Annotated in this window: 30 protein-coding genes and 1 pseudogene; 12 read left to right on the top strand and 19 right to left on the bottom strand. The window is 64.7% G+C overall.

Translation table 11 applies throughout. From position 1 onward, the window contains the following. Together PKD89_RS07630 and PKD89_RS07625 are read left to right on the top strand one after the other, a co-directional pair. A pseudogene (locus PKD89_RS07630) lies at positions 1 to 627 on the top strand (hypothetical protein); the annotation flags it as partial. 42 nt (positions 628 to 669) lie between these two features. Further along, positions 670 to 996 (top strand): type II toxin-antitoxin system PemK/MazF family toxin, encoded by a 327-nt coding sequence (locus tag PKD89_RS07625; RefSeq protein ID WP_289011485.1) that lies wholly within the window; start codon positions 670 to 672, stop codon positions 994 to 996. A gap of 20 nt (positions 997 to 1,016) precedes the next feature. Here the strand turns inward: PKD89_RS07625 and PKD89_RS07620 are convergent, their stop codons facing one another. Beyond that, complete coding sequence (locus tag PKD89_RS07620) at positions 1,017 to 1,472, bottom strand: hypothetical protein (RefSeq protein WP_289011484.1); 456 nt, start codon at positions 1,470 to 1,472, stop codon at positions 1,017 to 1,019. Between the two features lie 35 nt (positions 1,473 to 1,507). Further along, entirely contained in the window at positions 1,508 to 3,202 is a 1,695-nt protein-coding gene (locus tag PKD89_RS07615) for an ABC transporter substrate-binding protein (RefSeq protein ID WP_289011483.1), read from the bottom strand. Between the two features lie 334 nt (positions 3,203 to 3,536). Between PKD89_RS07615 and PKD89_RS07610 the strand changes: the two genes are divergently transcribed. Beyond that, a complete protein-coding gene (locus PKD89_RS07610; RefSeq protein WP_287391723.1) occupies positions 3,537 to 4,262 on the top strand; it encodes a YrhK family protein in 726 nt (241 codons plus the stop codon). Here PKD89_RS07610 and PKD89_RS07605 read toward each other — a convergent pair. The 3 genes from PKD89_RS07605 to PKD89_RS07595 all read right to left on the bottom strand — a co-directional run bounded on the left by PKD89_RS07605 (position 4,250) and on the right by PKD89_RS07595 (position 6,597). Then, on the bottom strand, positions 4,250 to 5,077 hold the full coding sequence (locus PKD89_RS07605; protein ID WP_289011482.1) for an SDR family oxidoreductase: 828 nt from the start codon (positions 5,075 to 5,077) through the stop codon (positions 4,250 to 4,252). The two genes, PKD89_RS07610 and PKD89_RS07605, sit on opposite strands and share 13 nt — an antisense overlap. After that, on the bottom strand, positions 5,074 to 5,775 hold the full coding sequence (locus PKD89_RS07600) for an acetoacetate decarboxylase family protein (RefSeq protein ID WP_289011481.1): 702 nt from the start codon (positions 5,773 to 5,775) through the stop codon (positions 5,074 to 5,076). The genes PKD89_RS07605 and PKD89_RS07600 overlap by 4 nt, the downstream gene beginning before the upstream one ends. 300 nt (positions 5,776 to 6,075) lie before the next feature. Beyond that, a complete protein-coding gene (locus PKD89_RS07595) occupies positions 6,076 to 6,597 on the bottom strand; it encodes a helix-turn-helix domain-containing protein (RefSeq protein WP_287391478.1) in 522 nt (173 codons plus the stop codon). Between the two features lie 161 nt (positions 6,598 to 6,758). Here PKD89_RS07595 and PKD89_RS07590 point away from each other — a divergent pair, with 161 nt between their 5' ends. Beyond that, positions 6,759 to 7,709 carry a DMT family transporter gene (locus tag PKD89_RS07590; protein ID WP_289011480.1) on the top strand — a complete coding sequence of 317 codons (951 nt, stop codon included), beginning with the start codon at positions 6,759 to 6,761 and terminating at the stop codon, positions 7,707 to 7,709. A gap of 74 nt (positions 7,710 to 7,783) precedes the next feature. Here PKD89_RS07590 and PKD89_RS07585 read toward each other — a convergent pair whose 3' ends face one another. Both PKD89_RS07585 and PKD89_RS07580 read right to left on the bottom strand, forming a co-directional pair. Then, positions 7,784 to 8,299 carry a GNAT family N-acetyltransferase gene (locus PKD89_RS07585; protein WP_324332351.1) on the bottom strand — a complete coding sequence of 172 codons (516 nt, stop codon included), beginning with the start codon at positions 8,297 to 8,299 and terminating at the stop codon, positions 7,784 to 7,786. Continuing rightward, the gene (locus tag PKD89_RS07580) at positions 8,296 to 8,577 is read right to left on the bottom strand and encodes a DUF1778 domain-containing protein (RefSeq protein ID WP_287391475.1); all 282 of its coding nucleotides are present in this window, start codon (positions 8,575 to 8,577) and stop codon (positions 8,296 to 8,298) included. The genes PKD89_RS07585 and PKD89_RS07580 overlap by 4 nt, the downstream gene beginning before the upstream one ends. An 822-nt stretch (positions 8,578 to 9,399) precedes the next feature. On the opposite strand from PKD89_RS07580, the gene PKD89_RS07575 reads away from it, so the two are divergent. Next, positions 9,400 to 9,639: an antitoxin MazE5 gene (locus PKD89_RS07575; protein ID WP_289011478.1), complete on the top strand. Its 240-nt coding sequence runs from the start codon at positions 9,400 to 9,402 to the stop codon at positions 9,637 to 9,639. Continuing rightward, entirely contained in the window at positions 9,636 to 9,962 is a 327-nt protein-coding gene (locus PKD89_RS07570; RefSeq protein ID WP_289011477.1) for a type II toxin-antitoxin system PemK/MazF family toxin, read from the top strand. The genes PKD89_RS07575 and PKD89_RS07570 overlap by 4 nt, the downstream gene beginning before the upstream one ends. Before the next feature lie 43 nt (positions 9,963 to 10,005). Here the strand turns inward: PKD89_RS07570 and PKD89_RS07565 are convergent, their stop codons facing one another. The 3 genes from PKD89_RS07565 to PKD89_RS07555 form a co-directional block, all read right to left on the bottom strand. Beyond that, positions 10,006 to 10,386 (bottom strand): hypothetical protein, encoded by a 381-nt coding sequence (locus PKD89_RS07565; RefSeq protein ID WP_289011476.1) that lies wholly within the window; start codon positions 10,384 to 10,386, stop codon positions 10,006 to 10,008. After that, the gene (locus tag PKD89_RS07560) at positions 10,383 to 10,661 is read right to left on the bottom strand and encodes a hypothetical protein (RefSeq protein WP_289011475.1); all 279 of its coding nucleotides are present in this window, start codon (positions 10,659 to 10,661) and stop codon (positions 10,383 to 10,385) included. Before PKD89_RS07560 ends, PKD89_RS07565 begins: the two co-directional genes overlap by 4 nt. Before the next feature lie 88 nt (positions 10,662 to 10,749). Further along, complete coding sequence (locus PKD89_RS07555) at positions 10,750 to 12,558, bottom strand: alkyl/aryl-sulfatase (protein ID WP_289011474.1); 1,809 nt, start codon at positions 12,556 to 12,558, stop codon at positions 10,750 to 10,752. An 89-nt stretch (positions 12,559 to 12,647) separates the two neighbouring features. Between PKD89_RS07555 and PKD89_RS07550 the strand changes: the two genes are divergently transcribed. After that, on the top strand, positions 12,648 to 12,782 hold the full coding sequence (locus PKD89_RS07550; RefSeq protein WP_289011473.1) for a hypothetical protein: 135 nt from the start codon (positions 12,648 to 12,650) through the stop codon (positions 12,780 to 12,782). On the opposite strand, the gene PKD89_RS07545 is transcribed toward PKD89_RS07550, so the two are convergent. The 3 genes from PKD89_RS07545 to PKD89_RS07535 form a co-directional block, all read right to left on the bottom strand. Then, the gene (locus PKD89_RS07545; protein WP_349257328.1) at positions 12,775 to 13,188 is read right to left on the bottom strand and encodes a PIN domain nuclease; all 414 of its coding nucleotides are present in this window, start codon (positions 13,186 to 13,188) and stop codon (positions 12,775 to 12,777) included. The two genes, PKD89_RS07550 and PKD89_RS07545, sit on opposite strands and share 8 nt — an antisense overlap. Then, a complete protein-coding gene (locus PKD89_RS07540; RefSeq protein ID WP_289011471.1) occupies positions 13,179 to 13,400 on the bottom strand; it encodes an antitoxin in 222 nt (73 codons plus the stop codon). The genes PKD89_RS07545 and PKD89_RS07540 overlap by 10 nt, the downstream gene beginning before the upstream one ends. A 363-nt stretch (positions 13,401 to 13,763) precedes the next feature. After that, positions 13,764 to 14,354: a helix-turn-helix domain-containing protein gene (locus tag PKD89_RS07535; RefSeq protein ID WP_289011470.1), complete on the bottom strand. Its 591-nt coding sequence runs from the start codon at positions 14,352 to 14,354 to the stop codon at positions 13,764 to 13,766. 208 nt (positions 14,355 to 14,562) lie between these two features. Between PKD89_RS07535 and PKD89_RS07530 the strand changes: the two genes are divergently transcribed. Both PKD89_RS07530 and PKD89_RS07525 read left to right on the top strand, forming a co-directional pair. Further along, positions 14,563 to 14,730 (top strand): hypothetical protein, encoded by a 168-nt coding sequence (locus PKD89_RS07530; RefSeq protein WP_289011469.1) that lies wholly within the window; start codon positions 14,563 to 14,565, stop codon positions 14,728 to 14,730. A gap of 260 nt (positions 14,731 to 14,990) precedes the next feature. Then, the gene (locus tag PKD89_RS07525; protein WP_289011468.1) at positions 14,991 to 15,302 is read left to right on the top strand and encodes a helix-turn-helix domain-containing protein; all 312 of its coding nucleotides are present in this window, start codon (positions 14,991 to 14,993) and stop codon (positions 15,300 to 15,302) included. A gap of 19 nt (positions 15,303 to 15,321) precedes the next feature. Here PKD89_RS07525 and PKD89_RS07520 read toward each other — a convergent pair whose 3' ends face one another. Further along, positions 15,322 to 15,516, bottom strand: a complete 195-nt coding sequence (locus tag PKD89_RS07520) for a hypothetical protein (RefSeq protein WP_289011467.1) — start codon at positions 15,514 to 15,516, stop codon at positions 15,322 to 15,324. Between the two features lie 514 nt (positions 15,517 to 16,030). Between PKD89_RS07520 and PKD89_RS07515 the strand changes: the two genes are divergently transcribed. Continuing rightward, on the top strand, positions 16,031 to 16,774 hold the full coding sequence (locus PKD89_RS07515) for a winged helix-turn-helix domain-containing protein (protein WP_289011466.1): 744 nt from the start codon (positions 16,031 to 16,033) through the stop codon (positions 16,772 to 16,774). Between the two features lie 178 nt (positions 16,775 to 16,952). On the opposite strand, the gene PKD89_RS07510 is transcribed toward PKD89_RS07515, so the two are convergent. The 5 genes from PKD89_RS07510 to PKD89_RS07490 form a co-directional block, all read right to left on the bottom strand. Continuing rightward, complete coding sequence (locus tag PKD89_RS07510) at positions 16,953 to 17,138, bottom strand: hypothetical protein (RefSeq protein WP_289011465.1); 186 nt, start codon at positions 17,136 to 17,138, stop codon at positions 16,953 to 16,955. Next, positions 17,138 to 17,728, bottom strand: coding sequence for a helix-turn-helix domain-containing protein (locus tag PKD89_RS07505; RefSeq protein ID WP_289011464.1), 591 nt, complete (start codon positions 17,726 to 17,728; stop codon positions 17,138 to 17,140). The genes PKD89_RS07510 and PKD89_RS07505 overlap by 1 nt, the downstream gene beginning before the upstream one ends. A 149-nt stretch (positions 17,729 to 17,877) precedes the next feature. Continuing rightward, complete coding sequence (locus tag PKD89_RS07500) at positions 17,878 to 18,315, bottom strand: hypothetical protein (protein ID WP_289011463.1); 438 nt, start codon at positions 18,313 to 18,315, stop codon at positions 17,878 to 17,880. After that, on the bottom strand, positions 18,308 to 19,459 hold the full coding sequence (locus PKD89_RS07495) for a hypothetical protein (protein WP_289011462.1): 1,152 nt from the start codon (positions 19,457 to 19,459) through the stop codon (positions 18,308 to 18,310). Before PKD89_RS07495 ends, PKD89_RS07500 begins: the two co-directional genes overlap by 8 nt. A gap of 146 nt (positions 19,460 to 19,605) precedes the next feature. Further along, positions 19,606 to 20,592, bottom strand: coding sequence for a thiolase C-terminal domain-containing protein (locus tag PKD89_RS07490; RefSeq protein WP_289011461.1), 987 nt, complete (start codon positions 20,590 to 20,592; stop codon positions 19,606 to 19,608). A 125-nt stretch (positions 20,593 to 20,717) separates the two neighbouring features. Here PKD89_RS07490 and PKD89_RS07485 point away from each other — a divergent pair, with 125 nt between their 5' ends. Both PKD89_RS07485 and PKD89_RS07480 read left to right on the top strand, forming a co-directional pair. Continuing rightward, positions 20,718 to 21,518 carry a type IV toxin-antitoxin system AbiEi family antitoxin gene (locus PKD89_RS07485; RefSeq protein WP_289011459.1) on the top strand — a complete coding sequence of 267 codons (801 nt, stop codon included), beginning with the start codon at positions 20,718 to 20,720 and terminating at the stop codon, positions 21,516 to 21,518. After that, complete coding sequence (locus PKD89_RS07480) at positions 21,515 to 22,384, top strand: nucleotidyl transferase AbiEii/AbiGii toxin family protein (protein WP_289011457.1); 870 nt, start codon at positions 21,515 to 21,517, stop codon at positions 22,382 to 22,384. The genes PKD89_RS07485 and PKD89_RS07480 overlap by 4 nt, the downstream gene beginning before the upstream one ends. Positions 22,385 to 22,457: the final 73 nt, after the last annotated feature.

Below are 22,457 nucleotides of genomic sequence, written 5' to 3'. Positions count from 1 at the left end.
GTCGACACCAACGTCCCCGTCGGCAACCACCAGTACGCCGTGGCCGCCATCGACGGGACCGGCAACATCGGGCCGTCGACCAAGCCGACCAACTTCAGCGTCGCCGCCCCGATCGTGGAGACCGAGTTGATGCCCACCGGCGCCGCTTGGCGATTCACCGTCGACCCGGCACTCGCCCCGGAAAATTGGCAGGCGCCCGCATTTGCCGACGCCGGCTGGGCCGAGGGCCCCGCCAAGCTGGGCTTCGGCCGGTCCGACGTGGCCTCGGTCATCTACACCGCAGGCGGTCCGAACTACCCGACGGCCGGCTACTTCCGGGCCAAGGTGAACGTCCCCAACCCGTCCAAGTACAGCGAGCTCCGCCTTGAGCTGGTTCGCGACGATGGTGCGGCGGTGTCGATCAACGGCGTTGAGGCCTTCCGAGACAACCTGCCGGACGGGCCGCTTGCTCCCACCACCGGAGCGGTCAACGTCGTCGAGGGCGCTGCCGAGCGGACGCCGGTCGTCTACACGGTCCCCGCCAGCGCCCTGCAGCCCGGCGTCAACACGATCGCCGTCGAGGTGCACAACGCCAATAAGTGGTCGGGCGACATGGGCATGTCGATGCGCATCGTCGGCCTCAGCTGAGCCAAACCGCCTCGACTCCTTCCGCGATGCGGCGGCAGCGACGTGACCGACCTCCCCAAGCGAGGTGAACTGTGGTGGTGCGAACCGCCCGGGATCGGGCGCCGACCCGTCGTGGTGTTGTCGCGCGATGCCGCCATCCCAAGATTGAGACGTGCGCTGATCGCACCATGCACGACGACCATCCGAGGTTTACCGAGTGAAGTCGTCCTCGAGCCGGGAGATGATCCGCTCGGACGTCGAAGCGCGGTCAACCTCGACTCGGTCGAATCGGTGACCGTGGCAGTGCTGGTCGAGCGTCTTGGCACCCTCAGCGGATCCCGAATGCGCCAGATCTGCGATGCCCTCGAGGTCGCCACCAACTGCGGATAACAGCCGTCAGCCTGGGAGACTCAGAGGTCGGCTCGGCCCTTTGAGAAGACCGCCCGCAGATCTTCGAGACCGGCAGGCAGCTCGATGGGCGGGTCCGGCAGCTGCTCGACGCCCCGTTCCGCGAGGATCCGTTCCATCGCCTCGGGCTCGTCGCTCCACGAGCGGGGATCGCCCATCATCACCTCGTACAGCTCGACCCCGTTCGGCCCGGCGACGAAGGGCCCAAAAGCGTCGCCGTAAGGAAGCTCGAGGTGGGTGCCCACGCCGCACAGCTCGTCGCCACAGGTGAACTCGCCCGCCAGCACCGTGATCGTGTGCGGGCTGTAGTGCCCATGGCGGCGCACGATCATACCCGGATCCCACTTGGCAAACAGCGCCAGGTACAGCGGGTCCACCGAGAACGCCACCCACCGCTCCCACACGTGCGACTCGGTGCCGTCGGGGTTGCGTTGGCTGCGCACCGCAATCCATGGCACGTCGTTGTCGCCACCCGGGTGAATAATCGTGTGTGTCAGGAGCCGCCGCCCTCCACCCAGATGCCGGAGACCGGGTTGCCGGTCGCCAGGCCGGGGAACGGCTCCATGTCGGTCAGGTCGGGCCCGAGGATGCCGTGAACCGTCGGCACCGAGGCGACCGTCCACAGGCTCCAGTTCCACCAGATGTTGTGGACCTGTTCGGCAAAGCGCCTGTTCATGTTCTCGTAGATCTCGGCACGCTTGGCCGGATCGGCCTCGGAGCGCCCCTCTTCGAGGGCCTTGTCGATCTCGGGATCGTTGATCTTCCCGAAGTTTACCGGCGAGCCGCTGTGCCACCACACGTACTGGGTGTCTGGATCGCCGCCCGGGTGGTTGCGGAACAGCATCAGCTGAAACGCTCCGCTGATCGCACGGTCGATCTGCGCGGCCTGGTCGGTCGAGCTCAGCTTCACGTCGATGCCGGCGTCGGCCAGCTGGCTCTGGATCAATTCGGCGTCGGTCTTGGTTCCCGGGAAGGCGACATAGGTGAGCGTGAACGCCAGGTCCTCACCGGTCGCCTTCTTGTAGGCCGCCGCGTGCTCCTTGGCCTTCTCGAGATCGTGATCCGGGAACCCGGTGTCCTCGAGGTAACCCATGGTGCCCGGCGCGAACGGACCCGAGGCGACCTCCTGCAGTCCGCCGGTGCGCAGCGCGATCAGCTCGTCGCGATCCATGCCGTAGGCGACGGCCAAGCGGGCATCGAGGTTGTCGAACGGGGCCTTCGCCTCGTTGGTCATCGCGTAGCCCACCTCGGCGAAGTCCGAGTTGGAGATCATGTTGATCTGACCGCTGTCGGCAACCGGGGTCAACTGCTGGGCGGCCTCGCCGCCCGAGGTGTGGATGATGTCGAACTGACCGGTCTGGAGGCCCTCAATGCGGCTGCCGCTGTCCGACACCGGCCGGTACTCGATCTCGTCCAGGTACGGCAGCGCATTGCCGTCGGCATCGGTCTCCCAGTAGTCGGGGTTCTTCTCGGCCACGAACTTGTCGTTGACCTTCCAATCCTTCAACTTGAACGGCCCCGTGCCGACCAGGTCCTTGTTGCAGTTCTCGGCGTTGTCCAGTTGGGCCTGACCCATCATGCCCAACCGCCCGTTGTTGTACAGGGCGCTGGGCAGCGCCGGCCACGGCGTCTTGGTCGTGATCACCACGGTCGAGGCGTCGGTGGCCTCGACCGTGTCGATGTTGTCGAGCACGAAGACGAACAGCAGCGGCTTACGCCCCTCGTACTGGCCCCGGTAGGCGTCGAGGTTGTTCTTGACCACCTCGGCGGTCAGGGCCGATCCGTCGTGAAACTTCACACCTTGTCGGATCTTCAACGTCCACTCGTCGTAGGTGTCGTTGGGCTCGACCGACTCGGCCAGCATCGGCACCATCTCGTCGTTCTCGTCGGGCTGCACCAGCGTGTCGTAGATCGAGCGGGCCACCTGGATACCTGAGATGGCCAGCTGACTCTCGGGCAGGCACCACCCGGCATTGGTCTCGGACTCGAGTGCGTAGATCACCTGACCGCCGGCCTCCGGCGTGCCCTCGTCGGTCGGAGCGCTGCCGGTCTCACCCTTGGAGCCACCGCCACCGCCGCCACCACCACAGGCCGCAGCGAGCAACCCCATGGCCATCACCGCTGCTGCGATGCCTCGCGTGCGCCGAGACTTGCTCATCGTGATCCCCCAACGGTCGGATTGTGCCATCCAAGAGGGCATCCCCACCGATGTCGGATGACGGAACAGCACCGTAGCCGCGCGCCCGAGCGATCTTTCTCGAGGTCGCTACGGACGGGCCTCACGAGCGTCTTGGAGGACTCGGCTGACGTCGAGACGTTCGACCCGCTGTCCAGTGATGTCAGCAGTCGGTGGTCGGCCACCGAACGGTCGAGGAGCCGATTTCCAGACGGGTGACCATGCAGATCCTCACCAGCGCTCCTCGTAGCCGCGGGTTGGTTCGGCACTTCAACCTAGGATCCGACGCGCAGCGCTGCCGTGCGATCGACCGGCGCGCGAGCGGAAGGTGACCGCCGTGCCCCACATGTTCGTCAACCGTCCCAGACAGCACGCCGTCCTCGACCCCCACGCCAGCGACCGCGACAACCGGAGGTGGGAGGCGATCAACACCGGGGTCTACCTCGTCGGTGGGGTCATGTTCGTCTGGGGCAGCGTGCTGTTCTTCCCGGCCTTCGAGAGCCGGGCCAACCGTGGCGCATGGATCTTCTTTATCGCATCGCTGATGTACATCGCTGTGACCGCTCACGACCTGCTCGAGGTGATCCGCCACCGGGAATCGCTCAAGGGGACGCCGACGATCTGGGAACGCATCGAGGGGTGGTCGGCCGCCGCCTATCTGGCTGGCAGCCTGTTGTTCGCCGTCGGCAGCATCTGCTTCCTGTCATCGGTCGGGATGTTCACCGCCGGCGCCGTCTTCTTCATCGTCGGCAGCCTGTTGTTCGTTTGCGGGGCGGTCATCAACGTGCTGCAGATCATCCAGGCCCGAGACCTGCGCATCCTCCAGTACATGAACCTCACCGCCATCACGTTTGTGACTGGATCGATGCTGTTCCTCGTCGCATCCGTTCCCTACCTCTTCAGCCTGCAGAGCGCCGCCGACACGCGGACCGTCGATGCCTTCCTCGCCACCCAGTACGTCGTGGGCAGCGCCCTGTTTCTGCTCGGCGGGGCGTTCAACTTTGTCCGTGCGCGCCTGGTCGACCGTGGCTCAGCCGCCCGGAGCGATCATGGTCACGCTCAGACGATGTAGTCGTCGTTGCTTGCCCGGATGGTGATGTCAGCGATGCTGATGCCCCAGGGCTGATTAATGGCGTGGATCACCTGGTCGGCGATCTGTTCGGGCGCCAGCGCGGCCAGCTCGATGCTGTCCTCGTCGGTGAGGCGGACCGGCGGGTCGTCGGAGAACACCTGGGCGAGCTTGTTGTAGAAATGGTCCTTGTTGGCGGCGAGTACCGGGGTGACCGCCTCGACGTTGATGATCCCGCCGGCCAGTCCGGTGCCGGGCACGCCGGTCGGGCGCACCGTGGTCACCTTGATCTTGCCGAGCGACTCCTGGCGCAACGATTCGGACAGCACGTTGACCGCCGCCTTGGTGGCGCCGTAGACGGCGGCGCCGCCGACCGGTGCGTTGCCGTACACCGACGAGATGTTCACCACCTGGCCTCGGCCCTGGCCGATCATCTGGTCGTGCACGGCGATGATGCCGTGCAGGACGCCCTTGATGTTGATGTCGATGCAACGGTCCCAGGCGCCGGCGGCGGCCTCGTGGTCGGCGTAGAACGCCAGGGGCATCACCCCGGCGTTGTTGATCATCACGTCGATGGCCCCAAAGCGGTCGACCACCCGGTCGGCGAACCCTCGCATCGCCGCCAGGTCGGTCACGTCCACCGTGCCGATCTCGATCCGCTCGCCGGCCAGGTCCGCCAGCGCGTCGGCGTCGATGTCGCACGCACCGACGTTGGCGCCGAGCGCCGCAGCTTTCTCGACGAGCAGACGTCCGAAACCGCCCGCCGCGCCGGTGACGATCACGGTGCGTCCCTCGAGATGGTTCGTCGTGGCGCTCACAGCGGTGTCCCCAACTGGAACGTGGCGGTCAGGTGCTCGCCCCAACTGCAGAAGTCCGGCTCGGTGGCCAACCCGAGCGACGTCAGCTCATCGGCGATCGGTCCGCTGCCGATCGTCAGGTGCACGTCGCCGGGTTCGATGACCGCTGCCGACATGTCCATCGCCAGCGGTGTCCCGTGCGGAACGCCATCGAGGTACGAGTAGCTGGTCGTCTCGACCCGGACGGCGGTGTCGTCGGACCGGACGCGGGGAACGGTCACGCTCAGCGCAAGCTCACCGCCGTCGAACAGCTGAAAGGTCACCTGCGCGTCGGTGTAGTCGGCGTCGATCCGGGTGACGACCTTAGGGAAGCCCATCACCAGGTTGCCGGCCTCGCAGGTGAACGGCTGGTCGACCGGCATGCGGTAGATGAACGAGCCGATCACGTCGTCGCCCGCCCCCGCCGGTCGGGCCAGAAACCCAAGGTTGACCTCGTTGTAGTTACCCCACGGGTTGTCGTGGTAGTCGCAGAGGCTAATGATGAACTGGGCGACGCCAGGCGCGATCTCGATGATCTCGAACCCGTCGCCGGGCAACAGGGCGGCCGCTGCCGCTGCGGGCACGCTGAAGCCCATCGTGGCGGCGTTGAAGTCGTCGACGTTCATCGGAAACGTGATCGGTTGGTCCTGGATCGTTCCCCAGGTCACTCGCTCGGCCATCGATCCCCCACTGGTTGTTGATCTCGGGTTCACAGTTAACTCGAAGCGCTGCGTCCGAGGCGGCGACCGAAGAGGGCCTCGTCCTATTCGCTCGGCGGGAGACTTACCTGGCTGCGCCACTTCTCAAACCACTGACGCACACGGTCACGATCTGGCGGGGCGCACGGAAGCTCTTCGTCGCTCAGCCGGTCAAGGTGACCAAAGGCCCGGGCGATTTGTTGATTGTTCACCCCGGCATCGATTTGCTTGGCCCACGAGATGGTCTCGGCTTTGCCGTGCTTCCGGGAGAGCGTCCACAGGTCAGTGAAGTCCCGACCTTCCGGTTGCGTCCGACACCAAGGGATCCCAGGCCGCCCGCAATGTCGCCGGCAGGACCAGGTCGGGCCAAGCCTCACCGAGGAGTACGCCATCGACCACACCCTCGATATCAATTGATGTGCCCTCCCGAAGCACGATCTCGTAGGCGCGCATGCGAGCGGGCCGCGACGCCAAGTCGAAACTTCGAGGGGGCCCACTCCACCAGAGGTGTTCGCCAGGCTGGAAGCGCCGGAGCGCTTGGACGGGTGGGAGCCGCCACAGCCGCGACGGCACTGCGTACGGACGTCGGCCGTCGGTCCACGTCCAGACCACCGGCAACTCGACGGCAACCTGTGCCCCCGCAGCATTCAAAAGGTCGAGCGCGTTGCGGAAGAGCGGCTCGCGCCGAGCGGACTCATAGGCGACGATGTTGGGGCGGGCCACGCCGCTGCGTTCGGCAAGGCCTGCCTGGGTGAGGCCGGAAGCGATGCGGCTGGCTCTTAAGTGGGATCCGAAGTCGTCCACCCAACGTATCGTAGTCGATACGTATCGAAGTTCTTAGTCAGCTCGCCAGCGGGTGCCGGGGCAATCACATGCGGAGGATGAGCTGGGGACGCCCGGCGCTAACTCGCGCGCGGCGCAACGCGGAGCCCGGGAGGCGGGGGCGAGCCGTTACCGTCGGCGCCGTGTTCGCCGCTTCGACCGTCAGCTCCCGCTTCGCCGGACTGTCACCCAACTCGCTTGGCGCCCTCTACATGATCGTGGGCTCGGTCGGCTACGTCACCAACGACACGCTTGTCCGTGCGGCGACCGAGGAGGGGCTCGACGTCTACCAGGCCCTCTGCCTCCGCGGGCTCGCTATGACGGTGATCTTCGCTGCGATCACCCGGCGGCGGGGCGGCCGAATCACCCGCCAGCAGTTCACGCGACCCCTCGTCGGTCGCGTGGCCGCCGAGCTGGCGGGAACGGCGCTGTTTTTCGCAGCGCTCGTCAACCTCGATTTCGCCAACGCGCAGACGATCCTGCTCCTCGTCCCGTTCGCCGTCACGCTCACGGCGGCGCTTGCGCTGGGCGAGCCGGTCACCGGGCGCCAGTACGCCACGGTGCTCGCCGGGTTCGCCGGGGTGCTGTTGGTCGTGCAGCCGGCAACCGACGGCTTCTCGCTGTGGTCGCTGGTCGTCGTCGCCAGCGCAGCGTTCATGACCGTGCGCGAGTTCGCCACCCGACGTGTCCACAAGGCGATCCCGGCCGCCTCGGTCGCCCTGATCACGGCGGTGGGGCTCACCATCCTCACCGGTGTCATCTCGGTTTTCACCGGTTGGAACACCGTCACGCCGCGCGCCGCGCTGCTCGTCGTTCTCGCGTGCCTGAGCCTCACCGTGGGCTACATCTTCACGATTCAGACCGTTCGCGTCGGCGACCTGAGCGTCTCGGCACCCTTCCGCTACACGACGCTGCTCGGCGCCGTCGTCTTGGGCTACCTCTTCTTCGCAGAGATCCCCGACGCGCTCACACTCACCGGATGTGCAGTGATCGTCACCAGCGGCATCTACGCCATTCGCCTTGAGCGGCGACACGCTGCCAGCGGCGCAACCGCCCCCGCCACCGGTGACGCCGAGGGTGACGAACCGAGGTAGTCCACGATGATCGGGACGGTCTCATCGATCCTGAGCACGGGCCGCACGTCAAAGTCGAGCTACTCGGTGGAGCCCTACCGGAGCGTCCTCATGATGTCCTTCATCATCAGGACCAGATGAAGCTCGTCGGTGGGAGACGGTTCGAACTCCGGGATCAAGTGGACGTAAAAGTCTCGGGCTTGCGGTGACTCCGCATGAACCAGGAGGCCTCGGCAACCAATCTCCTGGCCGATCTCAACCGACCGCGAAATCACATCCTGAAGGAGGGCGGCCCCAAGTCCTCTTCCCTCGTGCGCCGCCGAGACCCCGAGTCGAGCGAGCAGCGCAACGGGCTGGGGGTGCCGGCCGGCGACCTTCCTCAGCCGTGCCGGCACCTCGGTTGGGACGATCGAGGCCATCGCCCACGCGTAGTAGGCCACCACCTGATCGTGATCCGGTTCGGTGACGACGAGTACCCGTGCCGAATTGGAGGAGTTGGCTTGACGGGCGTGCCGCCTCAGCCACTGCGTCTGCTCGACGGAACGACATTCGAACGTTTCGACCACATCGTCTGGACCAAGCGCTCGCGGCGCCAGGTACCGACGGTTCATTCGTCGACGAAGGGCGACGGTCGCTCCATCAGCGACCGCAAGCCGCCAAGGTCCCGTGCTGGTCGCCGGTTGGCTGCGTCCCACGAACGAAACGCGGCGCCATCGAGTTCAAAGACCGTGCGGTCCGCCAGCACCCGCTGTGCCGCCACCCTGAGGTTAGATACCACGAAGTCGGTCAGGTCGGTCTCCGACGCCGCCACCGCCCGATTGATGAGTTCTCGATCCTCAACGGTCGTTCGCACCTCGAGCCGCTCGCTCCGTCTCCGCTTCGTCTCCATGGGTGTCCTCGTCTCCTCGACGCGTACGGCCATTGTACGGCAATGTGCCCCATCCTCAATCGCATGAGGGGATCCGAGCAAGCCCATAGAGAAAAGGGCTACCTCGCGTTGACCGCCGCTGAGTCCGGCCCCGAAGCAACGCCGCCTCTCGGAATATCGGTTGCATCCAACATCAAGGGATGCCAAGCCGCCCGTGATGTCGCGGGCAAGACAAGGTCGGGCCAAGCCTCACAGAGGAGCACGCCATCGACCACACCCTCGTCACTTGGGGTGCCCTCCCGAAGCACGATCTCGTAGGCGCGCGGGCGGGCCGCGACGCCAGGTCGAAACTCCGAGGAGGCCCACTCCGCCACAGGTGCCCACCAGGCTGGAATTGCTGAAGCGCTTGGGCGGGCGGGAGCCGCCACAGTCGCGACGGCACAGCGTACAGACGTCGACCGTCGGTGTACGTCCAGACCACCGGCAACTCGACGACGACCTGTGCCCCCGCAGCATTCAAAAGGTCGAGTGCGTTGCGAAAGAGCGGCTCGCGCCGTGCGGGCTCATAGGCGACGACGTTGGGGCGGCCACGCCGCTGCGTTCCGCAAGGTCGGCCTGGGTGAGGCCGGAAGCAATGCGGCTGGCTCTCGAGCGGGATCCGAAGTCGTCCGCCTAATGTATCGCAGTCGATACGTATCGAGGCTGCCCGGCAATGACCCAAGTCAGTGGCGTCGACGATTGAAGGTGCGTACCGCGGCTACCTCGACGCTGGTGAGGCGATGCTGGAGGTGCAGACGACCTCCGCGCCAACCGGTTATGCCATGTTCGTGGCATAATAGTTGCATGGCACGAACTCGGATCAGCACCACCGTCGACCGCAATCTTCTCGACGAAGCACGACGAGCATTCGCTGGCACGACCGATGCCAAGTTGATCGATGAGGCTCTCGCCGCACTGTGCTTCCGGTATCGCTCGGCGCAGATCGATGCCGCCTACGCCACTGCGTATCGAGATCATCCGATCGATGAGGCTGACGAGTGGGGCGACCTCGCATCGTTCCGCGATGCGGCTGCAGCGACGTGACCGATCTCCCCAAACAAGGTGAGCTGTGGTGGTGCGAGCCGCCCGATGTCGGGCGGCGACCGGTCGTGGTGTTGTCGCGCGATGCCGCCATCCCAAGGTTGAGGCGTGTCATGGTCGCACCCTGCACCACGACAATCCGCGGTCTGCCGAGCGAAGTCGTACTCGAACCCGGCGATGACCCGCTCAGCCTTCGAAGTGCGGTGAACCTCGACTCCATCGAATCGGTGTCCGTGGCAGTACTGGTTGAACGGCTTGGAGCGCTCAGCGGACTCCGGATGCGCCAGATCTGCAGTGCGCTCGAAGTCGCTACCGGCTGCAGCTAGGCATCGTCGACGAGCGCATCCGCCCAGATTGGTCCGGTTCGGTTCAGGACAAGACGACATCGCATCTGAGTTCGGCGGCGTGAACGAGCGACGCGATGTCGCCCGGATCCGAAGTGATGATCTGATCATCGTGATCCGCGAGCGCCACCACAGCGGCGTCGATGGCGTCACCCATGCCACTTCGAGCCAGCAAAACTCCGGCCCGACGCCCGAGCCCGTCATCGAGCGGGGTCGTTTCGATGGACTTCAGAGCCCGTGCGAGCGGCGCCTGACGACCTGCGCCCCCACGCCAGACCTGAGCGATCACGCCGCCATGGGTCCGGGGCGGCACTCCCGCGAGTTTCGCTGCCTTGAGCCGTCGCCACATCGCCCGGTCGTTGCGCTCGAGCGCGAAGAACGCTCCGGTGTCAAGGATGAGGGTCATCCGGCCCTACGCAGCTCGGCCCGCACGAGCGCTGCGGAGTCCCGGTCGGCCTGCGTTTGTTGCGCCAGCTCGTCGTCCGTGATTGTGCCGTGAACCGCCTCATACTCAGCGATGAGCTCGCCCAGGGCCTCCAAGCGCCGGTCATTGGTCTGTCGAGCGACCATGGCTTCACCAATCCAGGCACTGACCGACGAGGCTCGACCATCTGCGACGGCCTTGGTCGCATCTTCGATGAGATCCTCGTCCACCGTGATGGTTACTCGCCGCTTCTGCATACGATCATCATACTATGGACATCGTTTCCGAGTACTGGCGCGGCCACGCCTCGCCGGATCTTCATAGCGACCCTCTGGTCGCCCGCGGTCAGGGCGTGACGATCGCGAAGTCGGGGTTTGGCTGGTCGGTGTGCCCGATGAGGGTGGCGAGGACGGCGGAGTCACCGTCGATGGTGACCCCGTCGGCGTTGCCGGCCATCAGAAGTGCGACGAGTTGCTGTCGGGTCGCCGTGATTGTGGCATCGGCGGCCGGCAACGAGTCGGTTGGGTGGTGGATGAGCACGCCGTTGCTCAGCTCCATGCGGTAGTACTCGTCGGCGTCGGTGATGTGCCAGGCGATCGTGAGGTGTGCGTCCCATGCGGAGGGCCCGTCGATGCGGATGGCGATGGAGTCGAAGAGTTGGGTGACGGTCAGCGCAGGAGCGAGGCCCGCGCTGTTGATGTCGGTGTGGTCGACGGTGTTGGTCCGAAGCTCTTGGGCGCCGGTGAGGAAGCTGTTGCGCCAGGTCGCGTTCTCTGCGCCGTAGCCGAGCTGCTCGAGGGCTGAGGCGAGCAGCTCGCGGGCGGCGAGGTTGTCGGGGCCGGCAAAAACGGCGTGGCTGGCCAGCTCGGCGGCGAAGCGAAGATCGCCGGCGTCGTAGAACTCGTTGGCCCGGGCGATGGTGGCATCGATGCCGCCGATCGCCTGGACGTAGCGGGTCGCTGCGGCTTCGGGCGGGTGCATCCAGAGGTGGGCGGGGTTGGCGTCGTACCAGCCGAGGTAGCGCTGGTAGATGGCCTTCACGTTGTGGTTGACCGAGCCGTAGTAGCCGTGGGTGTGCCACGCCTGTTCGAGTACCGGGGGCAGCTCCATCATCTCGGCGATCTCGCTGTGGACGTAGCCCTGGTTGATCAGCCGCAGGGTCTGGTCGTGCAGGTAGCCGTACAGATCGCGCTGGGCGATCAGGTACCCGACGATGGCGTCGGTGCCCCACGTCGGCCAGTGGTGCGATGCGAACGACACGTCCGCGTCGCGGGCAAACAGATCGATGGCTTCGTTGAGGTAGCGCGACCAGATACGCGGGTCACGAACCTGAGCGCCGCGCAGGGTCAACAGGTTGTGCAGGTTGTGCGTTGCGTTCTCGGCCATGCACAACGCACGCCGGTCTGGGAAGTAGAAGTTCATCTCGGACGGGCACTCGGTGCCAGGCGTCATCTGGAAGACGATGCGCACCCCGTCGAGGACCTCTTCCTGGCCGGTGTGGGTGATGTCGACCGTGGGTGCGATCAGGCCGGGCGTTCCGGTCGAGCCGCCGGCGCCAAGCCCGATGCCGAGGGTGCCCGTGGGGCTCTTGTCGAGGTTGATGCCCGCGTAGTACATCGAGCGGCGCAACATCGCGGTCCCGGCGTAGACGTTCTCCGAGACCGCATGCTCCAGGAAGTGCTCCGGAGCGAGGATCGGTACCTCGGTGTCGGCGTCGACCACCCCGAGAACGCCCCCGAAGTGGTCCAGGTGCGCATGGGTGTAGATGACCGCAGTCACGGTTCGATCGCCACGGTGTGCGCGGTACAGCGCCAGCGCCGCAGCCGCGACCTCCTCGGAAATCAACGGGTCGATGACGATGACCCCGTTCTCGCCCTCGACAAGTGTCATGTTCGACATGTCGAAGCCGCGCACCTGGTAGATGCCGTCGGTCACCTTGTACAGCCCGTGCTTCGCGGTCAGCTGCGCTTGGCGCCACAGGCTCGGGTTGACCGTCGACGGGCACTCGGCATCGAGGAACCCCCAGTCCATGTCCCACACCACGCGACCGTCGTCGGCCGTGATCACCATGGGATCGAGCGCTGCGATGAACCCCCGATCAGAAGCAACAAAGTCGTCGCGATCCTCGAAATCGGCTGTCCCGGCACCAGACATATGCGCTCCCTCACGTAGCGGACCAGCATCCCGACCCGAAGCCGAAACTGTACGTGCATCCCAGCCACACGTCGACGCGCAGTGTCGAGGTGATCCGACATCGGGCCACGCTTGAGCGGACGCTGATCATCTGGGATCGCCTTGAGGCATGGGCTGCGCTCAGCTTCCTCATGGCCATCGCCTACGTGACGGGATCCGTGCTGTTCGGTTGGTGGCTCACCTGAGGTCGAGGCGCTCGACAGGCTGGCCGGTGACGTCAGAGATCAGGTCGAAGTCCTTATCCAGATGAAGCACGGTGAGCTCAGCAAGTTCCGCTGTTGCAGCGATCAACACGTCTGGAATCGACGGCGCACGATGCTGCCCCCGGGCTGCCAGCAGGGCTTGGACCGCCATGGCCCGATCCTCGATGGTGGGGGTCAAGTACTCCACCGGCATCGACGCAAACGGGGGCTGAGACGTCACGAGCCGGTGATCGGTCGCCGAACGGGCGGAGAAGCCAATTTCCAATCGGGTGACGGTGCAGATCCGAACCAGTCCGCGCTCAATCCTGGCCGCCCATTCAGGCGCGTTCTCAGCCAGATGGAGGCGCCCAAACGCCGACTTGTCAACGAGCCAAACGGTCACGACCAAGCGCCGGACATGACGTCAGGGTCGTCGAGGTCGGCCGTCAGCTCAGCCATCCGGCTGAGCTGGGCAACGCTCACGGGCCCAAAGCCCTCCTGACGTTCTCGTTCCAGCACTCGCCTGAGGTACTCGGAACGCGAAAGTCCCAAGCGCTTCGCCGATAGGTCGATGGCCGCAACGACGTCGCCTGCAACCCCTCGGATCAGAATGTCGGCCATTCGAACCTCTCACTGTGATATCTCATGATATCGCCATGCCAACCAGCATCGCCGCCATCGGTTGTGTATGCGGAGATGTCCGGCAGCGATCCAGCGACGCGTAAGTACACGGCTTGAGCGCCTACCACGATGATCGAGGAGCGCCTCGCCCTCTGCCGACATTCGTCCGCTGCCACTCAACCAGTCGACCGCCAGTTGTGGAAGGTTCACGAAACGGACGCCGTAGGTTGCCCTCCCGAAGCCCATGCCAGGCCAGAAGCGACCCGCCGACCAGGATCAGCGTGTGCTGGGGACCGATCGGCTCCATTGCATCGGCAACCTCACTGAGGTAAAGCCGGATGTGGTGACCGGTGAGTGGTGGCATCACGCAATCTCGTTCCACCGATCACGCCACAGGCTGTTGGACGCGAGAACAAAGCCCCTGGCCACCAGTTGCGGAGCCGTGGCGCTCTGCGCGGCCGCCTGCATCCGGGGTGTTGCGGGCGTGCACCATGGCCTACTCAGGCCAGGAATCTCAGCAGTCCACGACGGGCGTGGCAGCTCGGCGTCATCGCTGAGCTTCTCAGCCATCGCTGCCAGGAGATTGTCCATGACCTGCGATCCTGACGGGTCAGGCTTGTCGGCGATCGACGCCTGGATCAGCTCCGGATGGAGCCAGAGGTAGTCGAGGAATACCCTTAGCCGGGTCCAGTCCGGACGATCCGTGCCATCCGGATGGACCCGCCACGCGTCCGTCAACGCACCGAGCCTCCCCTCGTGCGAGCGACGAGCACGGAGTTCGAGGTCGTGCCCGGAAGCATCGAGGAGCCGGTCGAGCATGCCAACGGTTGGGTCCATGTGACGTCGCTCGACCCGCGAAACCGTCGAGGCAGCGACGCCTGCCCGCCCTGCCAGCTCCCGAACGGTCAGGTTGGCTTCCTCACATGCCGCTTTCACCAGCATCGCCGCATCCATGACGTAAGCATATACGCAACAGCTCGCCGACGGTCAGCCAGACAGGGATCAAAACGATGGAAGCCCTGGTGGCCACCGAAGCGAGCCATCCCAGGACTTATGGGCCAAGCGTACCGCCCGGTCCCGACAGGGAGCGGGCAACAGCAGTGGCAACGCCGCCGATGTGGATCAGGCACGCCGGGTCCTCGGCACCGCAAAGTCATCGCAGGTGCGGATCGCCGTATCCGCTGACCTCGGTCCCGACCTGCTGGCCCCATGGCGCCACCCCACGCTGACCATCGTCTACGCCGACGGCCAGATTCCGCTGGAGGAATCCGGGATGGTCCCAGCCGAAGGTCAAGCCGACGCCAGCCTCGTTCTACGCATCACCGAATAGTCGGCGGACCTTTCTGCAACGCCTCCTGGCCCGCCGAAGTAGAGGGTCTCCCCTTGGCCGACCCAACCCAGCAATGGTGGGACCTCAAGGATCTCGGCGGCGAAGACCGGTACGAGGCCGCCGACCGCCTCCAGCAGGCCATCATCGATCGAGCCCTGCCGAGGGGCACATGAACGAACAGCGGGTCGGTCTCACGAGCGTGTCTGCCGCCCCTGAGCCAGAGCATTGCGTATCATAAAAGACACGCTATGCTGGCGAGCATGTCAACCGCGCGCACCGGAGCAGAGCGATACCTCGAAGCCCGGCGGGCGGATCCCGACTATGAGCGCGAGTACCAGGCCGCTCGGCGACGAATCGGTCAGATCGATTCATTCATCCGAATGCTCGACGAACGGCGGTCCAACCTCCACCTCAGCAAGGCCGAGTTGGCGCGCCGTGCTGATCTCCGCCCAGAGATGGTCAGGCGGCTCTTTTCCGCCCAGGGGCCCAACCCCACCCTCGCCACGCTTGTTGCGCTCACGGAGGCCCTCGAGCTGGAGCTTGTCGCTCAACCCAGGTCGACGAAAGGTTGAAGGGCCGTTTCGCCTCCGGTCAATAGGGGTCGATCTCGATCTCAATCAAGACGATGGAGCCGTCAGCCAAGAGTTGGCCAGTCACCAGCGCGGCCTTCGCCAAACTCCCGGTTGCGACCAGCAACCGGTAGTCATCGCGATCGGCAAACATCGGCTGAAGCTCGTCGAACCGTTCAGCGAACGCATCGGCGATAAGCGGCAGGTCGATCAGCAAGAAATCGGTCGACGACGGCTCACCGTTTGGCCCCCTGCCGGGCCCGAAGATCGCGTCCAGCTCGTCGAAGAAGTGTGGGGCAACCCGAACAGCTCGACGGGAGGGGTTCATCAGCCCGCTTGAGACCCCTCGGTGGCCGCAATCCGTCGCTCGACCTTCCGCCGAGCCCGATCGAGTAGGTCAGGGGGCACCTGGCTCGGGTCGGTAACGAATCCAGCCTTTACGATCGCGGCGCGCTCATCCGGTGAGAGCCGTTCCAACTCCGCTGCTGTCCAGATCTTCTCTCCAGCCATGCAAACCAGCGTACCGCGACATCAGCTGATCTCGACCCTCCAGTTCGGGTCGAGCGACCCGGTCAGGGATCGCCGGCTCCGACCGAAGCGCCATCCCCTGAATCCACTGCGGCTGACACCCCTCAGCCGCCGCCGCATCCGCCGAGGCCGCGGCTTCGTTAGAACCTCTCAGGGTATGAGTGTTCCTTGTTTCCATGAGAGAACACTTATACCCTGAGAGGATGACAGCGACCGACAGCCGAGTGCGCTCGGTTCGCAGCTGGGGTGCAGGAACCTGCGCGGTGGTTCGGCTCCTCATCGCGCTCGACCAACCGATCACCGGTATGGCGATCGCACGTGAGGTGGGCGTCACCCAACCTCGGGTCTCACAGGTACTGGCCCAGCTGAGCGACAAGGGGGCTGTCACAGCTTCCCCCCGGGGCTATACCGGCGACCCCGCTCGGCTACTCGTCCTCTACCAGGCCCATGCCAAACCACACCTCGCCGAGCCACAGTCCTACTGGTACAGCACCCGGCCACTCATGGATCAGGCACGCCGGGTCCTCGATACCGCAAAGATGTCGCAGGTGCGGATCGCCTTCTCCGCTGATCTTGGTCCCGACCTGCTGACCCCATGGCGCCATCCCACGCTGACCATCGTCTACTCCGACGGCCCGATTCCTCTGGAGGAGTCCGGCATGGTCCCGGCCGTTGGGCGAGCCGACGCCAGCCTTGTTCTGCGCATCACCAAAGAGCCGGCGAACCTTTCCGCGACGCCTCCCTGGTGCGCCGACGCTGAGGGGCTCCCAATGGCCGACCCCGCCCAGCAATGGTGGGACCTCAAGGATCTCGGCGGAGAGGACCGGGACGAGGCCGCCGACCGCCTCCGCCAGTCCATCATCGATCGAGCCCTCCCGAGGATTCCACCTTCTGTTGAACAGTCGGATCACGGACCTTCCGCCTCAATCACAAGGGACTGGATGTAGTTGCTGAGAAACTCGTCGTCCGGAGCGTGCGGATAGGCCTCCCGGAACATCGTTGCGGCGGCCTCTGGCGATACGAAACCCGTCCGAGACCAAATCGCTGCAAGATCCTCTCGGTCTTGTTCTCGTCCGGCATAAAGCTTCATGACGAACACCTGGGCCCACGGCGCACCGAGAACCTTCAGCCGTGGAGCTCAGCATCCAACCGTCGAACGCTGTCGACATCAAAGGTCGCCTCCCGAAGCCCATGCCAGGCCAGAAGCGACCCGCCGACCAGGATCAGCGTGTGCCGGGGACCGATCGGCTCCATTGCATCGGCAACCTCACCGAGGTAAAGCCGGATGTCGAGACCGGTGAGTGGTGGCATCACGCAACCTCGTTCCACCGATCACGCCACAGGCTGTTAGACGCAAGAACAAAGCCCCTGGCCACCAGTTGCGGAGCCGTGGCGCTCTGTGCAGCCGCATGCATCCGGGGTGTTGCAGGCGTGCACCATGGCCTACTCAGCCCAGGTATCTCAGCAGTCCACGACGGGCGCGGCAGCTCGGCGTCATCGCTGAGCTTCTCAGCCATCGCTGCCAGCAGGTTGTCCATGACCTGCGATCCCGACGGGTCAGGCTTGTCGGCGATCGCCGCCCGGGTCAGCGCCGGGTGGAGCCAGAGGTAGTCGAGGAATACCCTCAGCCGGGTCCAGTCCGGACGATCCGTGCCATCCGGATGGACCCGCCAGGCGTCTGTCAACGCACCGAGCCTCCCCTCGTGCGAGCGACGAGCAGTGAGCTCAAGGGTTTGACCGGCAGCATCGAGGAGTCGGTCAAGCATGCCAACGGTTGGGTCCATCTGACGCCGCTCGATCCGAGAAACCGTCGAGGCAGCGACGCCTGCCCGCGCCGCCAGCGCTCGAACGGTCAGGTTGGCCTCCTCACGTGCCGCTTTCACCAACATCGCCGCATCCATGACGAAAGCATATACGCAACGGGTCGCCATGCGGCCAGTAAGGGATCAAAACGATGGAAGCCCTGGTGGCCGCTGAAGCGAGCCATTCCAGGGCTTATAGCCAAGCGTACCGCTCAGCACCCATACCACCACCCTTGCTTGCTGGAGGACTATTCAATCGTCGCCGGTGACGCCGCGACGTATTCAGAGTTGAGGTGAAGCCGTTGCGCGACGGCTCGTCGCCGAGGCTTGTGTTCCACACGTCGAAAGTCGATGAAGCAATGGAAGTCATCGTCGACACCGTCGCAATTGCTGTCGTCGACTACATCCATCGAGACGCCCTCAAGCTCGGCGGCATCAAGCACATCAGACACGTGGAAATGCGCCACTCCTACGGTCGTGCGGTTTCGTGTCCCCCACAGGTCAACGAAGTCCTGGAGCTCGATCTTGTGCGAGTCCACGCAGGAGTGCTTAAGGTCGTCTGAAGCAGGCATGAAGACATCGAACCGAAACTTGATGCCGGACGGATACATCTGGGTTGGCAACACATTGCGCCAAACTGGGGAAGGATGCCCCGTCATCGAAGCCTCACAGGGCTCGTCACTCACTGGTCAGATCCTCGAGATCCCCGATCTGGGTAATCAGGTCGGGGACCGTGGGGTATTCCAGGATGGTTGATGGATGGCGGTCCTCATGGGTTCCGACGACCTCAACGATCCCGTCTTCAAACACATCCAGCGACGTCATCCACCCAGACCCCGACCAGCAGAGGCGGATGCTCTGTTCCCCAGTTGCGTACGCATCAGACGGAGGCGGAAGGCGTTCGTGGGAGAGGGCCTGCAGGACATCGAGAGCGCTCGCCCGTAGCTGTTCAGGTATCGGCTCTCCGCATTGCCCATCAATCCAGCCGGACTCGAGGCCGCTTGTTGCAACGATCGCATCTTGGGCGGCGTCAAAAGCACCAAGCTCAACTTCAACAACGCTGATCCCCAAGAGTTCCCCGACCCCCTTCCTTCCCCCATCGTGGCCGATTTTGAACTCGACTTCGACGGCCACGCGAGGGCCCAGTCCATCCGGACGCAGGTTGTCATGAAGCAGGGCCCAGTCGTTCTCGGTATATTCGACCGTGAAGAGTTCACCAGCTTCTGACTGCAGCGTCGCCTTATGCCCCTTTGAGTCGAGAGCCGCAATTCGGGCGACCTCCTCGGCAACCTCCGAATGGGTCCCGGCCAACGATGCCAAGAGAACCCTGCGAGTACCTTCGTCGAACCGGACCGGATCGGAGACTGCTTCGCCTGCTCGTGAGATGGACACCCACTCGTCGGGGCGAAGGTTGCGCCCGAAGTTCTTCAGCGCCACCGTTGCCGCCGAGGTCCGTAGCTCGGGAGGCAAGGTCTGCGCCCGCGCCGGTGACCTCAGCGCATCCTCGATCATCCGCTGAGAAGCCGCCAGCTCATCCTCAGTAAGCGGCAATTGGTCCCCATTGGTAACAAGCCGCTCCAGCACCGGAGCGACACTGCCGGAGTCCAACCGCCGAAGAACCAGGCCGAGATCATCAGCGAAGTTCCGCGGGATCCGCTGCCGGTGGGGACGACGGCTGAGGTAGACCTCCCGAGCGACGGCCACGAGGAGGTCTCGGTAGGCGACGACCTCGGGCAGCAGGTCAATCGGCAGCGCCGGCGGCCCGTCCGGCATCTCGCCAATCCGGCCGCCATCAAAACTCAGTCGAACGAAGTCCTCGAACTCGCTCATCTCCACCTCCACTCGGACCGGCAACGGTAACAGGAAGAAACTGGGGAATGGTTCACCAAGAACCACGCCATACCTGGGACGATCGCGCCGATCCTGACCGGCAGGATCGTCCCGAGTTCGGTAGAGCAAACGGCGCCGCGGCGCCGTCAGGGCTTGTCGGTGCCGACCACCCACATCGCAAAGAACTGTGTGGCACCGCCGTAAGCGTGACCCAGCGCACGGCGCACACCATCAACCTGATGATCCCCGGCCATGCCCCGCACCTGCATCGCCGCCTCACCAAAACGGATCATCCCCGACGCACCAATCGGGTTCGACGACAACACCCCACCCGAACAGTTCACCGGCAACTTCCCGTCCGGACCGGTCGCACCCGACTCGGTCAGCTTCCAACCCTCCCCCACCTCGGCAAACCCCAAGTTCTCCATCCACATCGGCTCATACCAACTGAACGGCACATAAATCTCGGCCGCGTCGATCTCATCGATCGGGTTCGTGATCCCCGCCCGCGCATACACATCGGCCACACACTCTTGACCGGCGATCGGGTTCACCTGATCACGCCCAGCAGCCATCGCCGGCTCCGAACGCAACGCCATCCCCTGAATCCACGCCAGCTGACGCCCCTCAGCCACAGCAGCATCAGCGGTCGCCTCGTCACCGAGCACCATCGCAAACGCACCATCCGACGACGGACACGTCTCCGAATAGCGGATCGGATCCCACAACATCAACGACTCACGCACCGAGTCATAGGTGATCTCCGGCTCGTGCAGATGCGCATACGGGTTGCGCAACGCGTTCAACCGATCCTTCACCGCCACCTGGATGCCAATATCGTCGGGCGCACCCGACCGAGCCATGTAGTTGCGGATGTACGGAGCGAAGTAGCCGCCCGCACCCGCCACCAGCTGCTGCTGAAACGGGATCTGGAACGACAGCGCCCACATCGCCTCCGAACAGCTCTGCATCTCCCAGGCCACGGTCAGCACCCAGCGGGCCGCACCGGTGGCGTGGGCCACGCCCCGGTTGACCGACCCGTCGAAGATCCGGTTGGCAACCTCGCCGATGCGGATCATGCCAGCGGCCATCATCGGGCTGGCCCACCGACCACTTTGAAGGGTGGAGATCATGCGGTCGCCTGGGTCGAAAGCGATCACCAGGCCGACTAGTCAGTAGAGCACCACTTACGAGCTATATGAGTCGAAGGTGTGCTTGTAGTGACTAGAGTAACGATGTGCCCTCGATCGAGAGAAGCGTGCCACGTTCGGTTGCTCCGTTGCTCGAGGCGCTCGAGCTGGAACAGCCCACGCTGGTCACGCTGAGCCTTCTCGATGAGTTGATCGACCAGACCAAATCTTCGACCACTGCGGCCCACGGTGCTCGGATGCTTCGGGAGCGAGGCTGGCTGCTTCCACTGCGGTCACCGGGAGTATGGGAGTTCGCGCCCGGCGCAAGAGCCGGAGCATTTGGCGGTGGCGACCCCTTTATCGAGCTTCGAGCGCGACTCGCAACGCGACCATTCGACGGAGCAGTCGCGGCGGAGTCGGCCGCCTGGCTGCATGGGCTATCAACCCGTTCTCCGGATCCGCACGTCATCGGCGCGCCCCCGGAGGTGAACATCCCGAAGTCGCTCGACCATTTCCGGGTCGTGCGGTGGTCAGGTACGGAGACGTATGACGACCACGAAGGGCTTCCGGTCTGGTCGGTGTCGACGCTGCTGGCCTTCATGGGTGCACGACCTGAGCGTTACCGCGATTGGCCGAACGTGAGCGAATGGATCGCAGTAGCGGCGAAGCTGACGTCCGTCGAGGCGCTTCAAAACGAGCTGGCCGGACAGCCTCGGAGCGCCTGGGCTCGAATGAGCTACCTGCTGTCTATTGGTGAGCAGGACGAGATGGGCGAGGCGCTGTTCTCGGGGGCACCCCCTGGTGGCGGACCGTTCCACCTCGGTCCCCGGGACATGAAATCCAAGTTCTCGTCGCGTTTCGAGGTCATCGACCACATCTTTCCGACTTGGTGGTCGACCAAGGCAGCGGCCAAGCCGCCAACGGCATGAGGATCACCGAGGGCTACCTCTCCCAGCACTTCCAAGGTCGATCCGGCGGGCGCGATCCTGCACTGCTCGACATTGCACAAGACCACGCTCTCGCCTTGCTCCACGAGCAAGGCGTGTTCGATCTCGATGTGGTGCTGAAAGGTGGGACCGCGCTGAGAAAGTGTCGGGCCGGGAATGCTGGCCGCTTCTCGACCGATCTGGACTTCGCCGTCGAGGACGAGGCAACGGCAGCGCTGGTACTCGACACGCTCGACGGTGCCGAGATCGACGGGTTTGGGTTTGCTCTCCAGAACCGAGGCGGCAATCGACGAGCCGATCTCGTGGTTGACCACCCCGTTTGGTCGCCCGGGCATTGGCGCGAAGATCGACCTGTCGACTCGCGGGCTGTGGTTGCCGCCGGTCACAGCGCCACTCGTTCCGCTCCCGATTCACAAGCGTTACGACTTCGACCTACCGAGTACCCCGTAATGACACTCGAGGAGCAGATCGCCGAGAAGCTGGCCAGGTATCGCCGAACCAGTCTTGCCCGCGATCTCTACGACCTCGCCTGGTGCGCTGGGCGAACATTCGATGAGCCCCTCGTGCGCCGGATCTGGGTACTGAAGTGCTTTTTCGACATTGTCGATGATGGGCTCGGCGACAAGCCCGTCGCTGCGGCAGATGTGCTCGATGCGCGCGAGGAATCGTCGTTCACCGCTGAGCAGATCGGCTACCTCACCAAACCGGTCGACGTGGTCGGGTGGGTTCGCTCTATACGCCGACGGTTCGGCTTTCTCGGCAACATGGATGCCGAGGAAGCGGGCTGGGCCTCTGCCAATCCCGGTGACCGGTGGCATGCGCTTCAGGCGGTTGAGGTACTCGGGTAGGCCTCTGACAACGCCGCGCATCAGTTCGATTGGAGCGCTACGGGCGCAACACGAGCTGCTGACGTGACGGCGC

Source organism: Candidatus Neomicrothrix sp. (assembly GCF_035329545.1).
Classification (GTDB): domain Bacteria; phylum Actinomycetota; class Acidimicrobiia; order Acidimicrobiales; family Microtrichaceae; genus Microthrix; species Microthrix subdominans.
This window is presented reverse-complemented; position numbering and strand designations above follow the sequence as displayed.